This window comes from Streptococcus oralis (genome assembly GCF_023109195.1).
Classification (GTDB): domain Bacteria; phylum Bacillota; class Bacilli; order Lactobacillales; family Streptococcaceae; genus Streptococcus; species Streptococcus oralis_BV.
Genome location: NZ_JALDUB010000006.1, coordinates 1 through 18,867 on the forward strand (window position 1 = coordinate 1; position 18,867 = coordinate 18,867).

18 protein-coding genes are annotated in these 18,867 nt (G+C 37.3%); 2 read left to right on the forward strand and 16 right to left on the reverse strand.

What is annotated here, in order from left to right; genetic code table 11:
- On the reverse strand, nt 1-1,328 hold a 1,328-nt coding region (rlmD, locus tag M1F65_RS09355), incomplete at its 3' end, for a 23S rRNA (uracil(1939)-C(5))-methyltransferase RlmD (RefSeq protein WP_247925876.1).
- 37 nt (nt 1,329-1,365) lie between these two features.
- Here rlmD and recX point away from each other — a divergent pair.
- Entirely contained in the window at nt 1,366-2,142 is a 777-nt protein-coding gene (gene recX, locus M1F65_RS09360) for a recombination regulator RecX (protein ID WP_042902059.1), read from the forward strand.
- 88 nt (nt 2,143-2,230) lie between these two features.
- Nucleotides 2,231-2,764: a nucleoside tri-diphosphate phosphatase gene (gene ntdP, locus M1F65_RS09365; RefSeq protein WP_000775318.1), complete on the forward strand. Its 534-nt coding sequence runs from the start codon at nt 2,231-2,233 to the stop codon at nt 2,762-2,764.
- 70 nt (nt 2,765-2,834) lie between these two features.
- Here the strand turns inward: ntdP and M1F65_RS09370 are convergent, their stop codons facing one another.
- From M1F65_RS09370 to M1F65_RS09440, 15 genes are all read right to left on the reverse strand, one after another.
- Entirely contained in the window at nt 2,835-3,602 is a 768-nt protein-coding gene (locus M1F65_RS09370) for an epoxyqueuosine reductase QueH (RefSeq protein WP_000567567.1), read from the reverse strand.
- Between the two features lie 125 nt (nt 3,603-3,727).
- Nucleotides 3,728-5,350 carry a chaperonin GroEL gene (gene groL, locus M1F65_RS09375; RefSeq protein ID WP_000031559.1) on the reverse strand — a complete coding sequence of 541 codons (1,623 nt, stop codon included), beginning with the start codon at nt 5,348-5,350 and terminating at the stop codon, nt 3,728-3,730.
- 15 nt (nt 5,351-5,365) lie between these two features.
- Entirely contained in the window at nt 5,366-5,650 is a 285-nt protein-coding gene (groES, locus tag M1F65_RS09380; protein WP_247925877.1) for a co-chaperone GroES, read from the reverse strand.
- A 156-nt stretch (nt 5,651-5,806) separates the two neighbouring features.
- Entirely contained in the window at nt 5,807-6,202 is a 396-nt protein-coding gene (locus tag M1F65_RS09385; protein WP_042902056.1) for a single-stranded DNA-binding protein, read from the reverse strand.
- A gap of 77 nt (nt 6,203-6,279) precedes the next feature.
- Nucleotides 6,280-7,041: an SDR family NAD(P)-dependent oxidoreductase gene (locus tag M1F65_RS09390; protein ID WP_132972551.1), complete on the reverse strand. Its 762-nt coding sequence runs from the start codon at nt 7,039-7,041 to the stop codon at nt 6,280-6,282.
- Nucleotides 7,042-7,080: 39 nt separating this feature from the next.
- Nucleotides 7,081-7,707 (reverse strand): YtpR family tRNA-binding protein, encoded by a 627-nt coding sequence (gene ytpR, locus M1F65_RS09395; protein WP_008277323.1) that lies wholly within the window; start codon nt 7,705-7,707, stop codon nt 7,081-7,083.
- A gap of 15 nt (nt 7,708-7,722) precedes the next feature.
- Nucleotides 7,723-8,040, reverse strand: coding sequence for a thioredoxin family protein (locus M1F65_RS09400; RefSeq protein ID WP_000586557.1), 318 nt, complete (start codon nt 8,038-8,040; stop codon nt 7,723-7,725).
- Complete coding sequence (locus M1F65_RS09405; RefSeq protein WP_008277325.1) at nt 8,037-8,336, reverse strand: DUF4651 domain-containing protein; 300 nt, start codon at nt 8,334-8,336, stop codon at nt 8,037-8,039. Before M1F65_RS09405 ends, M1F65_RS09400 begins: the two co-directional genes overlap by 4 nt.
- Nucleotides 8,337-8,510: 174 nt before the next feature.
- Entirely contained in the window at nt 8,511-10,118 is a 1,608-nt protein-coding gene (gene pyrG / locus M1F65_RS09410) for a CTP synthase (RefSeq protein ID WP_000105267.1), read from the reverse strand.
- A 317-nt stretch (nt 10,119-10,435) separates the two neighbouring features.
- On the reverse strand, nt 10,436-11,026 hold the full coding sequence (gene rpoE / locus M1F65_RS09415) for a DNA-directed RNA polymerase subunit delta (protein WP_000418415.1): 591 nt from the start codon (nt 11,024-11,026) through the stop codon (nt 10,436-10,438).
- A 222-nt stretch (nt 11,027-11,248) separates the two neighbouring features.
- A complete protein-coding gene (locus tag M1F65_RS09420) occupies nt 11,249-13,909 on the reverse strand; it encodes an SNF2-related protein (protein WP_247925879.1) in 2,661 nt (886 codons plus the stop codon).
- Nucleotides 13,910-13,926: 17 nt separating this feature from the next.
- Nucleotides 13,927-15,177 carry a ParB N-terminal domain-containing protein gene (locus M1F65_RS09425; RefSeq protein ID WP_247925882.1) on the reverse strand — a complete coding sequence of 417 codons (1,251 nt, stop codon included), beginning with the start codon at nt 15,175-15,177 and terminating at the stop codon, nt 13,927-13,929.
- Between the two features lie 17 nt (nt 15,178-15,194).
- Complete coding sequence (locus tag M1F65_RS09430; protein ID WP_247925883.1) at nt 15,195-16,856, reverse strand: DNA cytosine methyltransferase; 1,662 nt, start codon at nt 16,854-16,856, stop codon at nt 15,195-15,197.
- Between the two features lie 155 nt (nt 16,857-17,011).
- On the reverse strand, nt 17,012-17,755 hold the full coding sequence (locus M1F65_RS09435; RefSeq protein ID WP_247925885.1) for an MAE_28990/MAE_18760 family HEPN-like nuclease: 744 nt from the start codon (nt 17,753-17,755) through the stop codon (nt 17,012-17,014).
- Nucleotides 17,748-18,845 (reverse strand): GmrSD restriction endonuclease domain-containing protein, encoded by a 1,098-nt coding sequence (locus M1F65_RS09440; RefSeq protein ID WP_247925888.1) that lies wholly within the window; start codon nt 18,843-18,845, stop codon nt 17,748-17,750. The genes M1F65_RS09435 and M1F65_RS09440 overlap by 8 nt, the downstream gene beginning before the upstream one ends.
- Nucleotides 18,846-18,867 lie beyond the last annotated feature (22 nt).

Below are 18,867 nucleotides of genomic sequence, written 5' to 3' on the forward strand. Positions count from 1 at the left end.
GCTTCTGTCCGTGCAGTGTGGGGAAACATATCGACCGACTGGATATACTGGAGGTCATAGACTTTTACTAATTTAACCAAATCTCGTGCCAAGGTCGAAACATTGCAGGATACATAGACCATTTTGTCTGGAACATAGGTCAGAATGGTATCCAATAGCTTATCATCTAAACCTGTACGAGGAGGATCGACTATCAAGGCATCCGCTCGGTAGCCTTCTTGATACCAGCGTGGAATAATCTCTTCTGCTGTTCCCGCTTCGTAATGGGTATTGTCAAACCCCATTCTCTGAGCATTTCTCTTGGCATCTTCTATGGCTTCCGGAATAATGTCCATTCCTCTGAGACTCTTGACCTTATTTGCGAAGGCAAATCCGATTGTCCCAACACCGCAATAGGCATCAATCAGATGATCTTCTTCGCCAACCTCCAGTGCCTTAACTGCTTCACTATAGAGAATTTCTGTCTGCTCAGGATTAAGCTGATAGAACGCTCGAGGGGAGAGAGAAAACTCATAGTCCAGTACTCCTTCTTGAATACTCTCTTGACCCCAAATAATTTCCGTCTTTTCACCATAGATTTCACTTGTTTTTGCTGTATTTGTATTGACAGCAACCGTGACGACTTCTGGAAAATCTTTAACTAAGTCTTTTACTAGCTGGGTTAAATTAAGCTGACGATTTGTGACGATGATTATCTGGACTTGTCCTGTTTTTCTTGCTCGACGTACCATGATGGTGCGAACGCCGAGCGTTTTTCTCTCATCTGTAATTGGAATTTGGTGGTAAGTAAGAAGTTCAGCTAGGCGGTTAGCAATCACTTGGGTTTCTTTATCTTGCACCAAGCAGTCTTTTAACTCTACGAGATAATGAGAGTTTTGCGCATACAAACCTGCTTTGACCTGATTTTTAAATTTTCGAGTCTGAAATTGAAGCTTAGCACGGTAGTACTTTGGTTCCTGCATTCCGATAGTTGGACGGATTTCATAGTTTTCATATCCTGCAGGAGCAAATTTTTTCAGGGCTTGGTGGAGCAAATCCGTTTTGAACTCTAACTGTTTATCGTAGTGGAGGTGCATGATTTGGCAACCACCACATTCATTATAAATCGTACAAGCTGGTACGACTCGAAATTTAGACTTCTTATTAACCTTTAGTAATTTGGCTTCAACAAAGTTACGTTTAACAGAAGTAATCTGACAATAGATATCTTCTCCTTTGAGGGCGCCTGGCACAAAAACGAGGGTTTTCTGGTAGAAACCGATTCCCTCACCATTGATACCCATCCGCTTGATTTTTAAAGGTATTTTTTGTTTGACTTTCAGATTCATACCCCTATCTTATCACATTTTAGGGTATAATAGAACTATGAAAATCACAAAACTTGAAAAGAAAAAACGTCTCTACTTGATGGAGTTAGATGGACAGCAAACCTCTTATATCACGGAAGATACCATTGTCCGTTTTATGTTGTCTAAAGATAAGGTGATCAGCAAGGAAGAATTAATCGAGATACAGGGCTTTGCTCAGTTTTCTTATGGTAAGAATCTCGCCCTCTACCATCTATCATTTAAAGCTCGAACCGAAAAGGAAGTTCGTGAGTATCTGAAAAAGTATGATCTTGATGAAAAAATCACTAGTCAAGTTATCGCTAACCTAAAAGAAGATAACTGGATTAATGACCATCAGTATGCTTATTCCATCATCAATGCCAATCAACTTTCTGGAGATAAGGGACCCTATGTGCTAGCTCAAAAACTGTCTCAAAAAGGGATTGCCAAATCAACTATTGAAGAGGTTTTAAAGGATTTTGATTTTTCAGAGATTGCTCAACGTGTTGCAGAAAAACTGCTTAAAAAATACAATGGAAAGCTTCCCGCTCGTGCCTTGCAAGATAAGATTATCCAAAACTTAACGAACAAAGGCTTCTCCTATTCTGATGCTAAAATTGCTTTTGATGACTTGGATAGTCAAGTTGACCAAGAAACGACTCAAGAGCTCATTTTTAAAGAACTGGATAAACAATATTCTAAATATGCTCGAAAGTATGAAGGATACGAACTTAAACAGCGTTTAACCCAAGTTTTAGCTAGAAAAGGCTATGATTTTTCGGATATAGCCAGCGCTCTCAGAGAATATCTTTAATATTTTCGTGTAAAATTCAAAAAAATTAGACCGATTTATGATATAATAGTAAACGATAAACTTATAAATTGTAGAAAGTTGGTTAGTTATGAAACTTCCAAAAGAAGGCGACTTTATTACAATTCAAAGTTATAAGCATGATGGAAGTCTCCACCGTACTTGGCGGGACACCATGGTACTAAAAACAACAGAGAACGCTATTATTGGCGTCAACGACCACACACTTGTTACCGAAAGTGACGGTCGTCGTTGGGTGACTCGAGAACCGGCTATTGTTTACTTTCACAAAAAATATTGGTTTAATATCATTGCCATGATTCGTGATAATGGGATTTCCTACTATTGCAATATGGCCAGCCCCTACTATCTAGATGAAGAAGCCCTGAAATACATTGATTATGATTTGGATGTCAAGGTTTTCACTGATGGTGAAAAGCGTCTCTTGGACGTTGAAGAATATGAACGCCATAAACGCAAAATGAAGTATTCTGATGATTTAGACTATATTTTGAAAGAGCATGTTAAAATCCTTGTTGATTGGATCAACAATGGACGCGGTCCTTTCTCAGAGGCCTATGTCAACATTTGGTACAAACGCTACATAGAACTAAAGAATCGGTAAAGTTGTCAAGCCGGGGTGAGAGCCCTGGTTTTTTTATTGGAAAAACCCAGCCTGGAAGCTGGGTTAATTGCTATATATCTAATTTAGTGACAGTAAACTTGATATGAGAATAATCTTTTTCAACATCCTTATCCAACAAGAAAGCTGTGGCATCCTTCTTAACCTGAACAAGGTCAATGTTCTGAGCTTGAGCTGCATAGACGCATCCACAATAACATTGACGATAGATATCATACTCCTCGCACATCTCCACTGAACGTTTGTAGCCTTGATTTTTCTTGAAATCACTTGGAAGATAGTGGGTTGTGTAAATCTTTTGCACATCAATTCCGATGCTGTTGATGGTTTGAGAATTCTTATGGGGACTGATGGTCAAAGCTGAACCAAAGTAGTCAAAGCCCAAGTCCATAGCTACCTGTGCTGTTTTGTCCAGACGGTAGTCAAAACAAACCTTGCAACGGTCGCCACCTTCGGGTTCTTCTTCCAGTCCTCTGACTAACTTCCGGTATTCATTTGGTTCGTAGGGAGCTTCTAGGTACTGAACCGTATTGCCTGTTCGCTCATTGAAATCACTGACAAATTTCTTGGTGACGTAAGCCCGCTTGTGGTATTCTGCCTTGGGATGGATATTGGAATTGGCAAAATAGATAGTCACATCAGCGTATTTGGTCAGGTATTCTAGGGTGTAGGTACTACAAGGAGCACAGCAAACATGCATGAGAATAGTGGGACGTTGCTCATTTTTCTCCCAAACTTGAACCATTTTTTGCATAACACGGTCATAATTAATCTTCTGATTGGGATTCATCTTGCTCAGAATTTCTTCTACATCGATCATGTTCTTCTCCTTCTTCTAGTCTTATTTTATCATATAAGTTAGGAGAGCTCAAATCAATTTTAGAAGAGAAAATCATAAAAGGAGGGAATGTTCTTCCCTCCTTTTGTGTTTTTTATAAGTTACTTTTACATCATCCCGCCCATCATACTTGGATCCATTGCTGGAGCTGGGGCTGCTGGTTCCGGTTTATTGGCTACGACTGCTTCTGTTGTCAAAATCAAGCTGGCTACAGATGCTGCATTTTGAAGGGCTGAACGGCTCACTTTAACTGGGTCGATGATTCCCTCTTCAATCATGTTGACCCACTCACCAGTTGCTGCGTTGAAGCCTGTACCAACTTCAGCATTCTTCAAGCGGTCAATAACAATAGAACCTTCGAATCCTGCATTGTGGGCGATTTGACGAACAGGTTCTTCCAAGGCACGGAGAACAATATTGCGTCCTGTCGCTTCATCTCCTGTCAATTCCAAATCAGCTACGGCTGGAATAACATTTACAAGAGCTGTTCCACCACCTGCAACGATTCCTTCTTCAACGGCTGCACGAGTAGCGTTGAGGGCATCTTCAATGCGGAGTTTCATTTCTTTCAACTCAGTTTCAGTTGCAGCTCCGACCTTGATAACTGCGACACCACCTGACAATTTCGCCAAGCGTTCTTGCAATTTTTCACGATCAAATTCAGAAGTTGTGGTTTCGATTTGAGACTTGATAACCGCAACACGGTGGGAAATGGCTTCAGGATTGCCCGCACCTTCTACGATAACCGTACTGTCTTTGTCCACAGTCACTCTCGCTGCTTGACCAAGCGCCTCAATAGTAGCGTCCTTCAACTCAAGGCCAAGATCTTCTGTGATAACAGTTCCACCTGTCAAGATGGCGATGTCTTCCAACATAGCCTTACGACGGTCCCCAAAGCCAGGGGCCTTAACTGCTACTACGTTGAAGGTTCCACGAATCTTGTTCAATACAAGAGTAGGAAGAGCTTCACCATCCACATCATCTGCAATAATCAAGAGTGGACGATTGCTTTGAAGAATACTTTCTAGAAGCGGCAAGATTTCTTGGATATTGGAAATCTTCTTGTCAGTAATCAAAATGTATGGATTTTCAAGATCAGCCACCATTTTTTCGCTATCCGTCACCATGTACTGTGATAGATAACCGCGGTCAAACTGCATTCCTTCAACGACTTCAAGCTCTGTTTCCATACCACGTGATTCTTCAATAGTGATGACTCCATCTTTGCCAACTTTTTCCATGGCTTCAGAAATGTATTCACCGACTTTCTCAGAACGAGAAGATACGGCAGCAACCTGAGCGATGGCTTCTTTATTAGCAACTGGAATGGCATTGTTTTTCAAGGCTTCTACAGCTGCGGCAACTGCAGCTTCAATCCCCCGACGAATACCGATTGGGTTGGCACCCGCAGTAACGTTTTTGATTCCTTCGCGGACGATAGCTTGAGTCAAGACTGTTGCAGTTGTCGTTCCGTCACCTGCGATATCATTGGTCTTTGAAGCGACTTCTGATACCAACTTGGCACCCATATTTTCAAAATGGTCTTCCAACTCGATTTCTTTGGCAATGGTCACACCGTCATTGGTGATGAGTGGTGAGCCAAATGATTTTTCCAACACAACGTTACGACCTTTTGGTCCCAAGGTTACTTTAACAGTATCTGCAAGGATATCGACACCACGGACCATAGCTGAACGAGCATCAGATGAAAATTTAATTTCTTTTGACATACTTACTTTCTCCTTCTATTCTTCCACAATTGCCAAGATATTGGCTTCGCCTACAATGATGTATTTTTCATCGCCATCTTTGACATCAAGACCTGCGTGGGCTTCAACTAAGACACGGTCTCCAGCCTTAACGCTTGGAGCAACCAAGTCATCGTTCAAGGTACGAACCCCTTGTCCAGTAGCTACAACTTGGGCTGTTTTTGTTTTTTCTTGGGCTGAGCCCGCAAGGACAAAGCCTCCAACAGTTTGTTCTTTTTCTTCGATTTTCAAGACCACACGGTCTCCTAATGGTTTCAACATCTGTTTTCCTCCATGATGAAATACATATTATTAGCACTCTTTATATCTGAGTGCTAATTCATAGTTCTATTGTATCACTTGGTCAGAAATAGTCAAGAAAAAAGTCTGACTTTGGCAATATAAAAAAGCCTGAGACCAAGTCAGACTTTTCAATGTTTAAAATGGCAATTCTTCCTCTTCCAAGACCAAATCTGCCAAATCCTGTCCTGCGTTATTTTCACGCATAGCCCGTTGGGCGCGGCTTTCCAAAAGTTGGAATCCTGTGGCAAGGACTTCAGTCACATAGTTCATCTGGCCCTTTTTCTCAAAGCGACGGGTACGAAGTTCTCCATCCACAGAGATAAGACTACCTTTAGTTGCGTAGCTTGCCAAGGTTTCAGCCAATTTCCCCCAAAGAACAAGATTGACAAAGTCAGCTTCACGTTCCCCGTTTTGGTCTTTGTAACGACGGTTCACAGCGATAGTTGCTCGCGCCACTGACTTGTCGTTGTTTGTTTTGTGCAATTCTGGTGTAGACGTTAAACGTCCAATAAGAATAACTTTATTATACATATTTTCTTCCTCCTACTTATCTATTCGTAAGGAATCAAAAAAAGTTACAAAAATTTGTAACTTTTCGAAGAAATTTTTTATTTTTTATGAACCATGAAACCTGTAGCCTGTTGATTGGCCATAATAGTCATATCTGTAATCTGCACACGGCGAGGCTGACTGGTCACATAGACAACCGTATCTGCGATATCTTGTGCTTGCAGGGCTTCTATTCCCTGATAGACGGTCGCAGCCCGCTCTTTATCACCGTGAAAACGAACTGTAGAGAAATCTGTTTCGACAATCCCTGGCTGAATGGTGGTCACCTTGATATCCGTTGCGATGGTATCAATTCGCAGGCCATCTGAAAAAGTCTTAACTGCTGCCTTGGTGGCTGAGTAAACAGCTGCACCCGCATAGGCATAGATTCCTGCGGTCGATCCCATATTGATAATATGTCCCTGATTGGCTTTTACCATTGCTGGCAAGAAACAGCGAGTGACTGCCATCAACCCCTTGACATTGGTATCTAACATGGTCAGCATATCCAACTCTTCATAGTCTTGATAGGGAGCCAAGCCAAGAGCTAGTCCCGCATTATTGACCAAGATATCAATCTGCCCTATCGTTTCCAAAATATCGGAGCAGACAGTCTTGACCATGGTCATATCCGTGACATCCAGTGGAAAGGTCCAAACTGTTTGATTTGGAAAAGTTTCTGCAAACTCTGACTTGAAGGCCTCTAGTCTGTCTGTCCGTCGCCCTGTTAGAACGACATTCTCTCCCTGCTCCAGATAAGCACGCGCAATCGCTTCACCGATTCCTGAGGTCGTTCCTGTAATCACTACATTTTTCGCCATCTTATCCCCCTATCTGGTCTATCAAACACTGACAATTTCCTAGGCAGTCCAGTGTTTGGCTGGGTCAAATGGAGTTCCAATAACTTGGTCTTCTGATAATTCAATAACCCCACGTTTTTGTGGAGCATTTGGCAAATGCAATTCACGAGGACTGCACATCATGCCAAAACTCTTTTCACCACGAAGTTCGCCTGGGAAAATGAGATTGCCTTTTGGCATCATAGCTCCAGGAAGAGCGACAATGGTTTTCAGACCGACACGCGCATTAGGAGCCCCTGCAACGATTTGCACTGTCTTATCACTTGCGACTGCAACTTGGCAGATGTTAAGGTGGTCACTATCTGGGTGAGTTACCATCTCGACAATCTCACCGACAACAAACTTTGGTTCCTTATCATTAACAATTTCTTCTGTAAAGCCTTCCGCCTGCAATTCTTGGTTCAAACGAGCGACTTGCTCATCTGTCAAAAAGACTTGACCGCGCTCTACAATTTCAAATAAACTTGAAACTTCGAAAATATTCCAAGCCACTGTTTCTCCATTTTCTTTGAGGAAAACACGGGCTACCTTGCCTTTGCGCTCCACGTCCAACTTGGCATCTCCGCTGTTTTTCACGATGATCATAAGGACATCGCCAACATGCTCTTTATTATATGTAAAAATCATTGTCTCCATTTTCTCCTATTTCAGTTCTGCTAAAAAGTCGTTAATTTGTTGCTTGCTTTTACGGTCACGATTGACAAATCGGCCGATTTCCTTGTCCTTTTCTAGCACAACAAGGCTAGGAATCCCGTACACATCCCAGAGTTTGGCCAGATCCATGTACTGGTCTCGGTCCACTCGAATAAAGGTGAACTCTGGATTGGTCTCCTCAATCTCTGGCAAGGCTGGATAGATATAACGACAATCTCCACACCAGTCTGCCACAAAAAGAAAGACCTTCTTACCATCCTGCTCGACAAAACCTGCGAGTTCTTCTATACTACTGGGAATAATCATAAGACTTCCTCCTCATAGACTAGGTCTTCATTTTCATAGACAAAAGTATAGTGACGACCATCCTCGAAAATGACCCCTCCGACGAGTCGCTCTAGACTACTTTCGTAGACTTGAACATAGAGAGTCGCAATCTCACCCATATCTGAGAAAAGTTCGCGCACGATAGCGGTCAACTCTTCTTGCGTCTTCATGAGTTTGTGGTTATCTGCTGCTTTTTTAGCCCCCAAAGCAAGGGCGCTTAGACCAGCCACAGTCAAGCCAGTCATCCATAATTTCTTAGCTTTCATACCTTTCATTGTAACACAAAAAGGGCGCTAGGACAAATAGGGAAGCCGTATACGAGCAAGGAAAATCTCATCCATTACTGTAGAAAGAAAACTTCTGATTCTTATTATCAAGCGCCTGAGTTAGCAAGACTTTTCTAAATGAATAAAAAACCTCTGAGATTGTTCTCAAAGGTTCGAATTTTTCTAATTGCTATTTTCAACCGCTGCAGTGACAAAGGCAGTGTAGAGCTCTTCTGGACGGTTTGGACGGCTGGAAAGTTCAGGGTGATACTGACAAGCTACAAAAAATTTATTTTCAGGAATTTCCACAATTTCGACCAAACGATTGTCTGGAGAAACTCCTGAGAAGACAAAACCTGCTGCCTCAAACTGTTCACGAAAGGCGTTGTTAAACTCATAACGGTGACGGTGACGGCGTTGCACCACTTCTTGATTATGATAAGCAGCCGCTGCCTTAGAACCACGTTTTAACTTAGACGGATAAAGTCCCAAACGAAGGGTTCCACCCATATCTTCAACATCAACCTGGTCACGCATGATATCAATGATAGGATATTTTGTTTCTGGTGCAAGTTCAGCAGAATTGGCACCTTCAAGACCCAAAACGTGACGAGCAAACTCGATACAAGTCAACTGCATTCCCAAGCAGACTCCCAACATTGGAACATCATTCTCACGCGCATAACGGATGGCTTGAATTTTTCCTTCCGTACCACGTTGGCCAAAACCTCCTGGTACGATGATTCCGTCCGCATCAGACAAGAGCTCCGCCACATTCTCTGCTGTCACATCATTAGCATTGATCCAATTAATCTTCACTTCTGCGTCGTTGGCATAACCAGAGTGTTTCAAGGCTTCGACCACAGAGATGTAGGCATCTTGCAACTCCACATACTTACCAACAAGGGAAATCTTGACTTGTTTTTTCAGGTTCATGACCTTGTCCACCATGGCTGACCACTCAGTCATATCCGCTACTGGTGCGTCTAGTTTCAAATGGTCACAAACAATTTGGTCCATACCTTGCGCCTGTAAATTCAATGGAATTTGGTAAAGGTGTTCAACATCCAAAGACTCGATAACAGCTTCTGGTGCCACATCACAGAACTGAGCTAGTTTGTTTTTAATGCCTTGACCAGCTGGTTTCTCAGTACGAATAACTAACATATTTGGCTGGATTCCCAAACCGCGTAATTCTTTTACAGAATGCTGGGTTGGCTTGGTCTTCATCTCACCAGCAGCCTTGAGATAAGGAAGCAAGGTTGTATGGATGTACATGACATTATCTGCCCCCACATCTGCCTTCATCTGACGAAGGGCCTCTAGGAATGGCAAGGACTCGATATCCCCAACGGTTCCACCAACCTCTGTGATAATGACATCAGAGTCGGTCGTTACAGCAGCACGCTTGATTTTTTCTTTCAAAGCATCTGTGATATGAGGAATGACTTGAACAGTTGCCCCAAGATATTCGCCACGGCGTTCCTTACGAAGAACTTCACTGTAGATTTTACCAGTTGTCACGTTGGAATATTTGTTGAGATTGATATCGATGAAACGTTCATAGTGACCCAAGTCCAAATCTGTCTCAGCCCCATCATCAGTCACAAAGACTTCCCCGTGCTGGTAAGGACTCATGGTTCCCGGATCGATATTGATATAAGGGTCAAACTTCTGAATAGTCACTTTGAGACCACGATTTTTCAAGAGACGACCCAGACTTGCTGCGACAATCCCTTTCCCAATAGACGACACCACACCACCAGTTACAAAAATATATTTCGTAGACATAGATTCCTCTTTCTAAAATGCTCAAGGCCTTGTTAACTACGAGGGGAGATCGAAAACAAGACCCTTATGAATAACAACTCTTCAAGAAAACTTCCTGAAAAAACAAAAATAGCTCCCTAGTAACTAGGGAGCCCCGACCTCTAAAAGAGGTGCCCGAACAATATGATACCTCAAAGCAGAATATTTGTCAACCCGAATTGGTAAAAGATGAAAAAAAGAAGATTGTTTTCAGAAAACAAACTAAAAATCCGCATCCAAACGGACAACACGCTCAAGCAACAAAAAAGGAGATCAGGCGATCTCCTCTGTGAAGTCTTTTACTCTTCTTCACTCGTTTCAGCGTCATCGTCAGAAAACTCGTCGTCTTCTTCGTTGAGATCCACGTCTTCACCCAAGTCATCAGGAGCGATTTCGTTGATTTCTGCATCGTAAGCTTCCACTTCATTTTTCTCATCATCTGGATTTTCATCATCGTATGAAAGAGCTGGATCTGCTTCGTATGCATCTTCGTCTTCTGGATCATCCGCATTGTAGTCAATGGCATCTGAATCACCATCCATAAAGGCATTGACACGTTTTTTCTTAGCTTTTGGTGCTACTTCATCGTCGTCACTTTCTTCAAGAGCGATGATTTCTTCGTCGATTTCGTCCACACCATACCATGAACGAAGGCCCCATTTGTTGTCTCCAAGTGAGATGAAGCTACCGTCAAAGTTCAACTCTGTGTAGAACAAAGGCAAAGCTTCGCGGATATCGCTGTTTGATGTTCCAAGGTAGTTTTGAATTTCGTTTACAAGATCACTAAAATGCATCTCATGATCGCGACCACGAAGTTCCAAGATAGCACGTGCTACCTCAATCATAGATAGTTCACTTTTTTCTTGCCCAGCAAATACTTCTAATTCCAAAGCGTTTCTCCTCATTTTTACTACTATCGCCAGAGCGAACAGACTCTGACCTCATTTTATCATGTACTCTTTATTGTACGATAATTTTGCGGAATAGTCAAAGGTTAAAATAGATTTATCTATGATTTATTAAGTAAAAATCAATTGATTTTAACACATGGTAAATTTAAGGCATATGCAATAAAAATAGCGGTATTTAGTTAAAAGCTAACGGGATTCATTTTAATTAGTGTTTTTTAAAATACGATTTCTCTCCTCGTCAATAATACTAATTGCTTCATCTATCTCATTTTGAGAAAATTCTGGTGATAGAATATTATTATCAATAGCATTGTGCATTATGTTAGCCTTAGTTTCCAGTTTCTTATAAATCTGTTGATCAATATAACCTGGATTACCACTATCATCTGGTTCACATCTGGTCTGTAGATAATAATATCTTGTATATTGGTTATCTTCTAATCCTAATCTATGGATCCTATCTCGAGATTGAAGCATAAAAGTTAGATTAAAATTGTATTCAAAATACAAAGCATCATGAACTTCTTTATGCAAAGATACAGATTCACCTAGCGTTTGAGGATTAGAAATCATAACCATAGTATTACCAAATCGAAAATCATCAATCAGATTCTGCCGATCAGATACATCTGTACCACCATACACTAAATTAGATTTCACTCCAACTTGGTCTAACCTATTTTGTATCTTTTTCATAGTATCAACAAATATTGCCCAAACTATGACTTTTTTCCCCTCAGATATGAGCTCTTGAATTTTATCAATACCTTTCTCAAATTTAGGAGAAATCATACTTGAAAAATCATACTCATCATATCCTTTGGCTTCTCTGATTCCCGAGTCCGAAACAATTTGTAGTCTATTATTAAATATTTCTTCAGATATTTCAACAGTATCATCTTTATCATTATCGTCTGCAAACCACATATCTTTATATTCAATCCTTTTGTTAATTAATTCAGGATTTGTAGACGCTTGTATCAATCGAATCAATCTGGCTAAACTCGACGATTCATTATAGTATATAGACTGCGCTAATTGTTTCTGTTCTTCGCTAGGTTCAACAACCAAAAAATTATCTGGATCTGGTTTAGGTACTCCTAAGTCATCTTTGTTTAAGCGCCAGAAGAATGGAATTAAAGCTTTATTAATTTCTTCAATTTTCCTAACACTAGGATTTTTTAATTCATCTAAATTCCATCTAAAAAAGGAATTATACTCATTTGAATACAATAGATGGAGGAAATTATAGATATCTTGATAAGAATTAGGTATAGGTGTCCCAGTTAAAACAAACTTAAATCTTGAATCCTTAACTAGTTCTAAAGCAGCTTGAGCACGAACTCCAAAAGGTTTTTTTATTCTATGAACTTCATCAAAGACAATCATTGTCTTAATTGACAACAATTCCTGCAACTTCTCTTTGTATTTTGTCAGCGATTCATAATTCACTAATACAAGATTTGATGTTTTCCAGTTCAAAGATAAATCGTAATCAAAATCTTTGGAACTTTGACAATCAATTACTTCTAACTGTTTCTTGTTTCCAAAAACTTGTTTAAATTCTTCTTTCCAACTGTTGAAGGCATTAATAGGACAAATAACCAATAAATTATCTACATGCTCACTTTCAACTTTCGAGGAATTCAAAAATGCAAAAACGGCCAAAATCATAGCAGTTTTACCAGAACCTGGCACAGAAAAATTCGCAGCTCTAGCCATCCTGTATTCGTAGAAGGCTGCCTCAAGTTGCAATTTTTTAAACGGCCGTGCAACCTCTGAACTAACAACAGAAACAAACTCTTCAAACTTTTCTTGTTCCCTATGAATTGTATATTGTTCAGGTGATTTTAAATAAATTCCCAACTTACGATATTGTTCAATCGAGTATTGATTTGACTTTAGGTATTCTTGTACTTCCTCTGATACTTCAACTATAATATTTTTTCTATCACATCTTTTCCTTGTTTCTTTAATAATGTAATTTATATCCATATAAGAAAATTCTGATTTGATAGTTGAATTATCATCTTCAAAATATTTATTGGACAAATCCGATCCAGGCTTTAGTTTTCTATCTGAGCTTGTAATCTGTATAGAAGAGTTATCTTGACGTACAATTATATTTCCACTTTTTAAATAAAAATAGATATTATTATCTGACTGATTTTCTTTAACTTTATTTATTGTGGAATATTGCTGGTATTTTTTTATTTCATCATAAACAATTTTTGTAGCATCAATTGTCAGAATATCTTTCTCTTCATTTTTCCACAATCGGTCAAATCTATTTTTGTTAGCTAGTATTCGTGTTTGAACATTCGTACTTGAATCCCAAGAAACATCTACAGAAATACTTTCATAATTATATTCTAAACCATTTCTAGTTTCATTAACAGATCCGTTAAAAAAGACAGTTTCATCATCTGAATCAATAAGACCGAATTTATCATGAAAAATCCCTCGTCCTCTTGGAATAACTGCAAACTTTACCTCTGCATGGTTACTTGCAATCATAAATGCCAGATTACCTAACGATTCTTTTGTTTGATCATTTAGAATAGTTTGCCTTAACTGAGCAGGCAAATCTACTAAACTATTTTTAAGAGCATATCCTTCTTGAATTTTTTTAAAATCTTCTTCAGAGATATCAGTCGAAATGATAAATTGAGCAAATCCATTATTTCCAAATAATTTATCCAACCCCTTCGAATATAACCCCAGTCCCTCACTAGAAAAATAGGCTGAAACTCTTCTATAAATAGTAGCTTCAGATAATACCGGTTCATAGAATTCTTTAACTAAATTTTCACTTTGATATGTAGGTTGTATTAGATTTTTAAGTTTTAGAGAAAATACCATTCCTTTTCCCCTTTTCTCTATTTGGATAATTTAAATGCTAAATCTCTAATTTCTTGAAGAATTTCTTTTGCCTCAAAAAATTCTTCTTCATGCAGTTCTTTTAAATCTTCAGCAGATAAATCTTCTAATGTATCTCTGATTTCTTGCAATTTTACCAAGGATTGTCTGCGATTTGCTGTTATTTGGCCTTTGTTTGATAATCTGTTAGTTGTTTGTAATAATTTACTTGATACTTCTGCTATCTCAAGATTGTTATTTAGATTATTTTTTAAATCACTTGCCTTATCTATCGGATTAGACTCAAAAAAGTCAATAATATTATCTACATGCTCATCAGTAGCACTTATGAAATGTTCTTTCATTTCAGGATTGTCTAAAATATTATATTTGACATCTCGGATTTTTCTAGTAATATCTCTATCACCAACTTCAGACTTTGCAATCTGGACTGCTAAAATAGTTAGTACATTTTGAGTTATCGTCTCTTTATCTTTTTTTAATTTGTTAATTGTTCTTTCAATATCTTCCAGAGGTCCATCTAACTTCAATTCTCTAGCAAGATAAAATTTATCAATAGGATTTTCGTTGGGAGCGACTATGGATAAGAACTTGATAATTAGATCAGCAAGACGTAAGTCTTTGTTAATTCCCTTAGTATTACCAGCACCACTTGCTTTTTTATATTCTTCAGGAGTCATTAGTTTTTGAACTTCTATTGTGTTATAGACGTCAAAAATACGATCAATTGGGTCATAACTTACTCTTTCTTGACGACCAAGCTGCAAATCTAATTCTAACTCTTTTATTTTCTTTTCATCAATTTTATTACTGATATCAAATGAAAGTATAACAGCTTCGAAGTATTGTTGGATTTTTGTTTCTTTTTGTATTCTGCGAAGAGCTGTAAATCTACGATTCCCATCAATAACTCTTCCATCGGAAAGAATTACACCAGGCTCTTGTTGTCCTTTTTCAGAAATAGAAATTTGAGTATCCTTTAAAGCTTGCTTTTTAGATTCAAAAATAAATTTTTCAAATATTTCATTATATTTTGAATCTCCAATTTCTGGTGTTAATTTCCCATGATTTGATATGTACTGATGGTAAACTGTATTAATACGTCCGTTCTGATCATTATAATACAAATATTCTAAAGGAAATTTATATACTGGATAGTCTTTTGTTTTCCCTCCAATTGTCAAACGTTTTGTTAAAGTTGTTTTTTCAATAGATTTTTCTTCAATAAGTTTATTTAAATCTTGACTCATTTTGAATCTCCTTTTATTTATTTTCCATAAATTATAATAGGGACTAGGTAAATTGACATTAATTGGCTCAATGGAATCTTATCCTTAAGTTGGGTGAACTCTGTTCCAGAAACATCAACCTCAATGTCGCCGTTATCTGTATGGCTGCATATTAATTTACCAATATAATCGATGATATAATATGGATGTGAAACATCATCCAGAAAGAAACCATACTTCTTATTTTCTAAATTTAATTGTTTTATCGAGTATTTCCTAAGAATTTCGTTATCTTTCAATTCCTCTATTAAATCCGGTTTTAATTTACGAAGAAGTTTTTTAGCTTCCATTTGATTAGAACGGGAGATAATTATACTTTTGAATCCTTTACCAGTACCAGCATGCGCAATAACACCCCAATTCCCAACTTTTCCATTAACTTTATTAGTTAAGTCAACAGTCATATTTCCTGACTTAATAGGAAATTGTCTAAACAATGCTTTTTCACTTCGTTTGGGAGGATTATTAAAAACTTTAATCTTTTTATTATCCAAATATTTAAATTGACTTAAATCTTTATCAATAATCTTAGCAGGTAATAGTGGTGAGTTTATTAGTTCTAAAATTTTAACAGCTAAAGCAAAAGATAATTGAACGCAAACAGCATTTCCTATTTGTCTCCACTTTGTAGACTCATCACCGAAGAATTGATAGTCTAACGGATACCCCATAATACAAGCTGCTTCTCTGATAGTTGGCAATCGATACTCACCATCACCTTTTCTATTACAATTTGATTTATATAGAATAGCTTCTCTAGTACTAGCTGACTGTGTAGCCATAATTGTCCGACTTGGCTTGTTCATGTTTTCTGGGAATGACATCTTACCCATATAAGGATGTCTTTGCTTTAAATCCCGAGCTTTTTGCCATTGCACTTGATAGACACCTGTATCATAAAAATGGTCTTTAAAATCTTTAATACTTACTTTTTCCATTGGATAATTGGGATCTACTATAAAATCGCAAGATGAGTGAGCTAAGGGGTCTGGAAATTTTTTAAATAATTTATTTAGAGTTATTCTTTCTTGTTTCAATTTATTAGGGAAAGGGAAGTTTCCTGTTTTTGTTATTTCTCCACTAACAAAACGTCTTCTTGATTGAGCAGCACCATAGTCATCTGCATGTAATATACCACCATTATACTTGGATCTTATTGCAATAGATTTGGGATTTAAACTTTGAGATAGAGCCCATTCTGCTAAATCTAAGTCTTCAAATGTGTATTCTTCTTGGACATAGTTTTGTGAATTTGGGACATTCTCCATTAACCATGCTTTTAACTTAGAATTCTTTTGAAATTTCTTTACGGCAATTACTTTATAAAAAGTTTTAATTAAATTAATACCTGAATCTTTATTAGCATTTCCACCCTGATTAGAAAGAGAAAACAACTGACATGGTGGGCTACCAATGATGATATCTGTATCAGGCAGCTTATTTATTTCTTCTATATTCTCAAAATCAAGTACACTTTTTACATTATCATTTAGTCCGTGATTAAAATTATGTGTGGTAATTGCAGGTTGCCAGTTATCGATTCCCATTATTACATCGTAACCTGCTCTTCGAAAACCTTCTGAAAAACCACCCGCTCCACAAAAAAAGTCTATTACAGTTAAACGGTTTATTTTCTTCATTCTTTAATTCTTCCTAAATTTAAAATCTTTTATTTTTATATTCATTATATCAAAAAACACGGTTTATCACCGTGTTTCTGTGTTATTCTATAAAGATAATATTTTCAGTTTAACTTTTAGAAGATCGTTCTTTTTTAAATTATTTAAAATAATATTCAATTATTTTGACGAAAATACTTTTGTTCGTTTACATAATCTGTAAGATCCTGACAAAATAGTTCAAGAAGATTAATCATATCACTACACAAATCTTCAAAGTAAAGTCGATTATTTTCTTTCTTAAGAGTAATAATTTTATAATTTCCTGGGATCTTTTCTCTAATGTTTATCGCAGTTAGATCCTTCCTATTTCCATGAGCAATCATATTTCGATAAGTTATTATTGAATCAATAAGAATTGAATAGGATTTATATTTTGTTTTATCAAAATGAAATATTTCAAGAATTTCGGTAAAATTGTTGTAATTCAGATTTGACTTTGTATCGATCATATTTTCATTGCTGTTGAATTTGCTTTGTTTTTTAATTTTGATATGCAAGTCCGTAAGTGGTTTAATAACTGTGTTATCTTCCCTTTTTTCAGTAATTTTTTTGCGTAATTCATCAAGCTTCTGTCGAAAGGTTAGCATTTGTATCTCATCTGTCAATGATTCTATATTTTTATGATCAATTGTTAACAAGACATTATAACAGCATTCCTTAATTGTATATTCAAATGTAGCATAGACTGAAAATATCAATTTATATAATGCTCCATTATCCTTAAAAATTGGTAGTTCTTTTAGAATTTTACCCTCAGGAGAGTCGGATAATACTAAATTTAAAAAATTCTTTTCATTTTTAATACTATTAATTGAAACATCTAAAATTTGGTCAAGAGACTCCCTAATATCATCCATTTAATTTCCCTGCTATTACCTCAACGCGTTTTCTAGAATTTTCCAGACCTCCAGTTCGGTATTGCTTATACTCATCACTATTTTTTATCTCATTAATCTTATCAAGAGTAATTGAGGAATCTCTATTACTTTCTTTTGAGAAATATTGCATAAAACCGTCATAGTTATACTGGACAAATCTTTTGGAAATAGTATTGTGTTTGCTAATACCACTGAAAATCTCACTACCAAACTGATTCTTAAGATACGAAATTAGACTTAAAAAGTTTTCCTTCTCAGTTTCATATTCAAAAGGAACCTTTTGCGATGAAACTTCCTCTAAATAAGCCGTAAGTTCATCATCTAAAAACCCCATTCTTACATCTGGATTATCATTAATAAATTTATTTTTAAACAAGAAAAATCTTAAAACGATTTCAGCTCTCTTCATTTGCTGCTTATCAGATTCTGTCATGTAATATGTCAATTCAACAAAATCTTCAGAGTTAGCCAGTTCATTAATAAAGTTTATGAACTTCTCGTCAATCATGCGTATATTACTGTTTCTTAATTCTTGTTTAGATAGCAATGCTCCACCAGAATTTAATCTCTTAAACATATGGTATTTAATTTCTTTTGGATTTTCTTTTGTTAAGACTTCTACTCGAATAAACGTACGTTTTAATTGCCGTTTTTCCTCTATGCTTAACTCGTCAAATTCTTTACCATTCAAATCATCAATAATTTCACAACCTGATAATTGAAAACCTGGTTCAACTCGTTCAAAGTCTATCTCGCAGTCATCATCATCTGAATCAATAGCTGTTAATTCAGGAGAATCTAACGTTATGCCTCTGAAATTTAGATAAGATGAAATTCTTTGTAGTCCATCTACTAGAACATACCTCCCATCTTCTTGCTCATCTACATAAATAGGAGGTATGGGCATATCTAAAAGAAGGGACTCAATAAAGAGAGATTGCTGTGTTAATGACCATCTAAATAATCTTTGGAATTCTGGCTTAATAACTAATTCTCCATCATTATACATATCATAAAGTTCATTAAACGATATATCAAAATTTCTTCTGACAAGTTTATTTTGTGTCATAAAAAAGTCTCAACTTTCAATA

Coding starts and splice junctions, on each gene's coding strand:
- recX (WP_042902059.1), top strand. CDS start 1,366: ATGAAAATCACAAAACTTGAAAAGAAAAAACGTCTCTACTTGATGGAG.
- ntdP (WP_000775318.1), top strand. CDS start 2,231: ATGAAACTTCCAAAAGAAGGCGACTTTATTACAATTCAAAGTTATAAG.
- M1F65_RS09370 (WP_000567567.1), bottom strand. CDS start 3,602: ATGATCGATGTAGAAGAAATTCTGAGCAAGATGAATCCCAATCAGAAG.
- groL (WP_000031559.1), bottom strand. CDS start 5,350: ATGTCAAAAGAAATTAAATTTTCATCTGATGCTCGTTCAGCTATGGTC.
- groES (WP_247925877.1), bottom strand. CDS start 5,650: ATGTTGAAACCATTAGGAGACCGTGTGGTCTTGAAAATCGAAGAAAAA.
- M1F65_RS09385 (WP_042902056.1), bottom strand. CDS start 6,202: ATGTATAATAAAGTTATTCTTATTGGACGTTTAACGTCTACACCAGAA.
- M1F65_RS09390 (WP_132972551.1), bottom strand. CDS start 7,041: ATGGCGAAAAATGTAGTGATTACAGGAACGACCTCAGGAATCGGTGAA.
- ytpR (WP_008277323.1), bottom strand. CDS start 7,707: ATGATTTTTACATATAATAAAGAGCATGTTGGCGATGTCCTTATGATC.
- M1F65_RS09400 (WP_000586557.1), bottom strand. CDS start 8,040: ATGATTATTCCCAGTAGTATAGAAGAACTCGCAGGTTTTGTCGAGCAG.
- M1F65_RS09405 (WP_008277325.1), bottom strand. CDS start 8,336: ATGAAAGGTATGAAAGCTAAGAAATTATGGATGACTGGCTTGACTGTG.
- pyrG (WP_000105267.1), bottom strand. CDS start 10,118: ATGTCTACGAAATATATTTTTGTAACTGGTGGTGTGGTGTCGTCTATT.
- M1F65_RS09420 (WP_247925879.1), bottom strand. CDS start 13,909: ATGGTATTTTCTCTAAAACTTAAAAATCTAATACAACCTACATATCAA.
- M1F65_RS09425 (WP_247925882.1), bottom strand. CDS start 15,177: ATGAGTCAAGATTTAAATAAACTTATTGAAGAAAAATCTATTGAAAAA.
- M1F65_RS09430 (WP_247925883.1), bottom strand. CDS start 16,856: ATGAAGAAAATAAACCGTTTAACTGTAATAGACTTTTTTTGTGGAGCG.
- M1F65_RS09435 (WP_247925885.1), bottom strand. CDS start 17,755: ATGGATGATATTAGGGAGTCTCTTGACCAAATTTTAGATGTTTCAATT.
- M1F65_RS09440 (WP_247925888.1), bottom strand. CDS start 18,845: ATGACACAAAATAAACTTGTCAGAAGAAATTTTGATATATCGTTTAAT.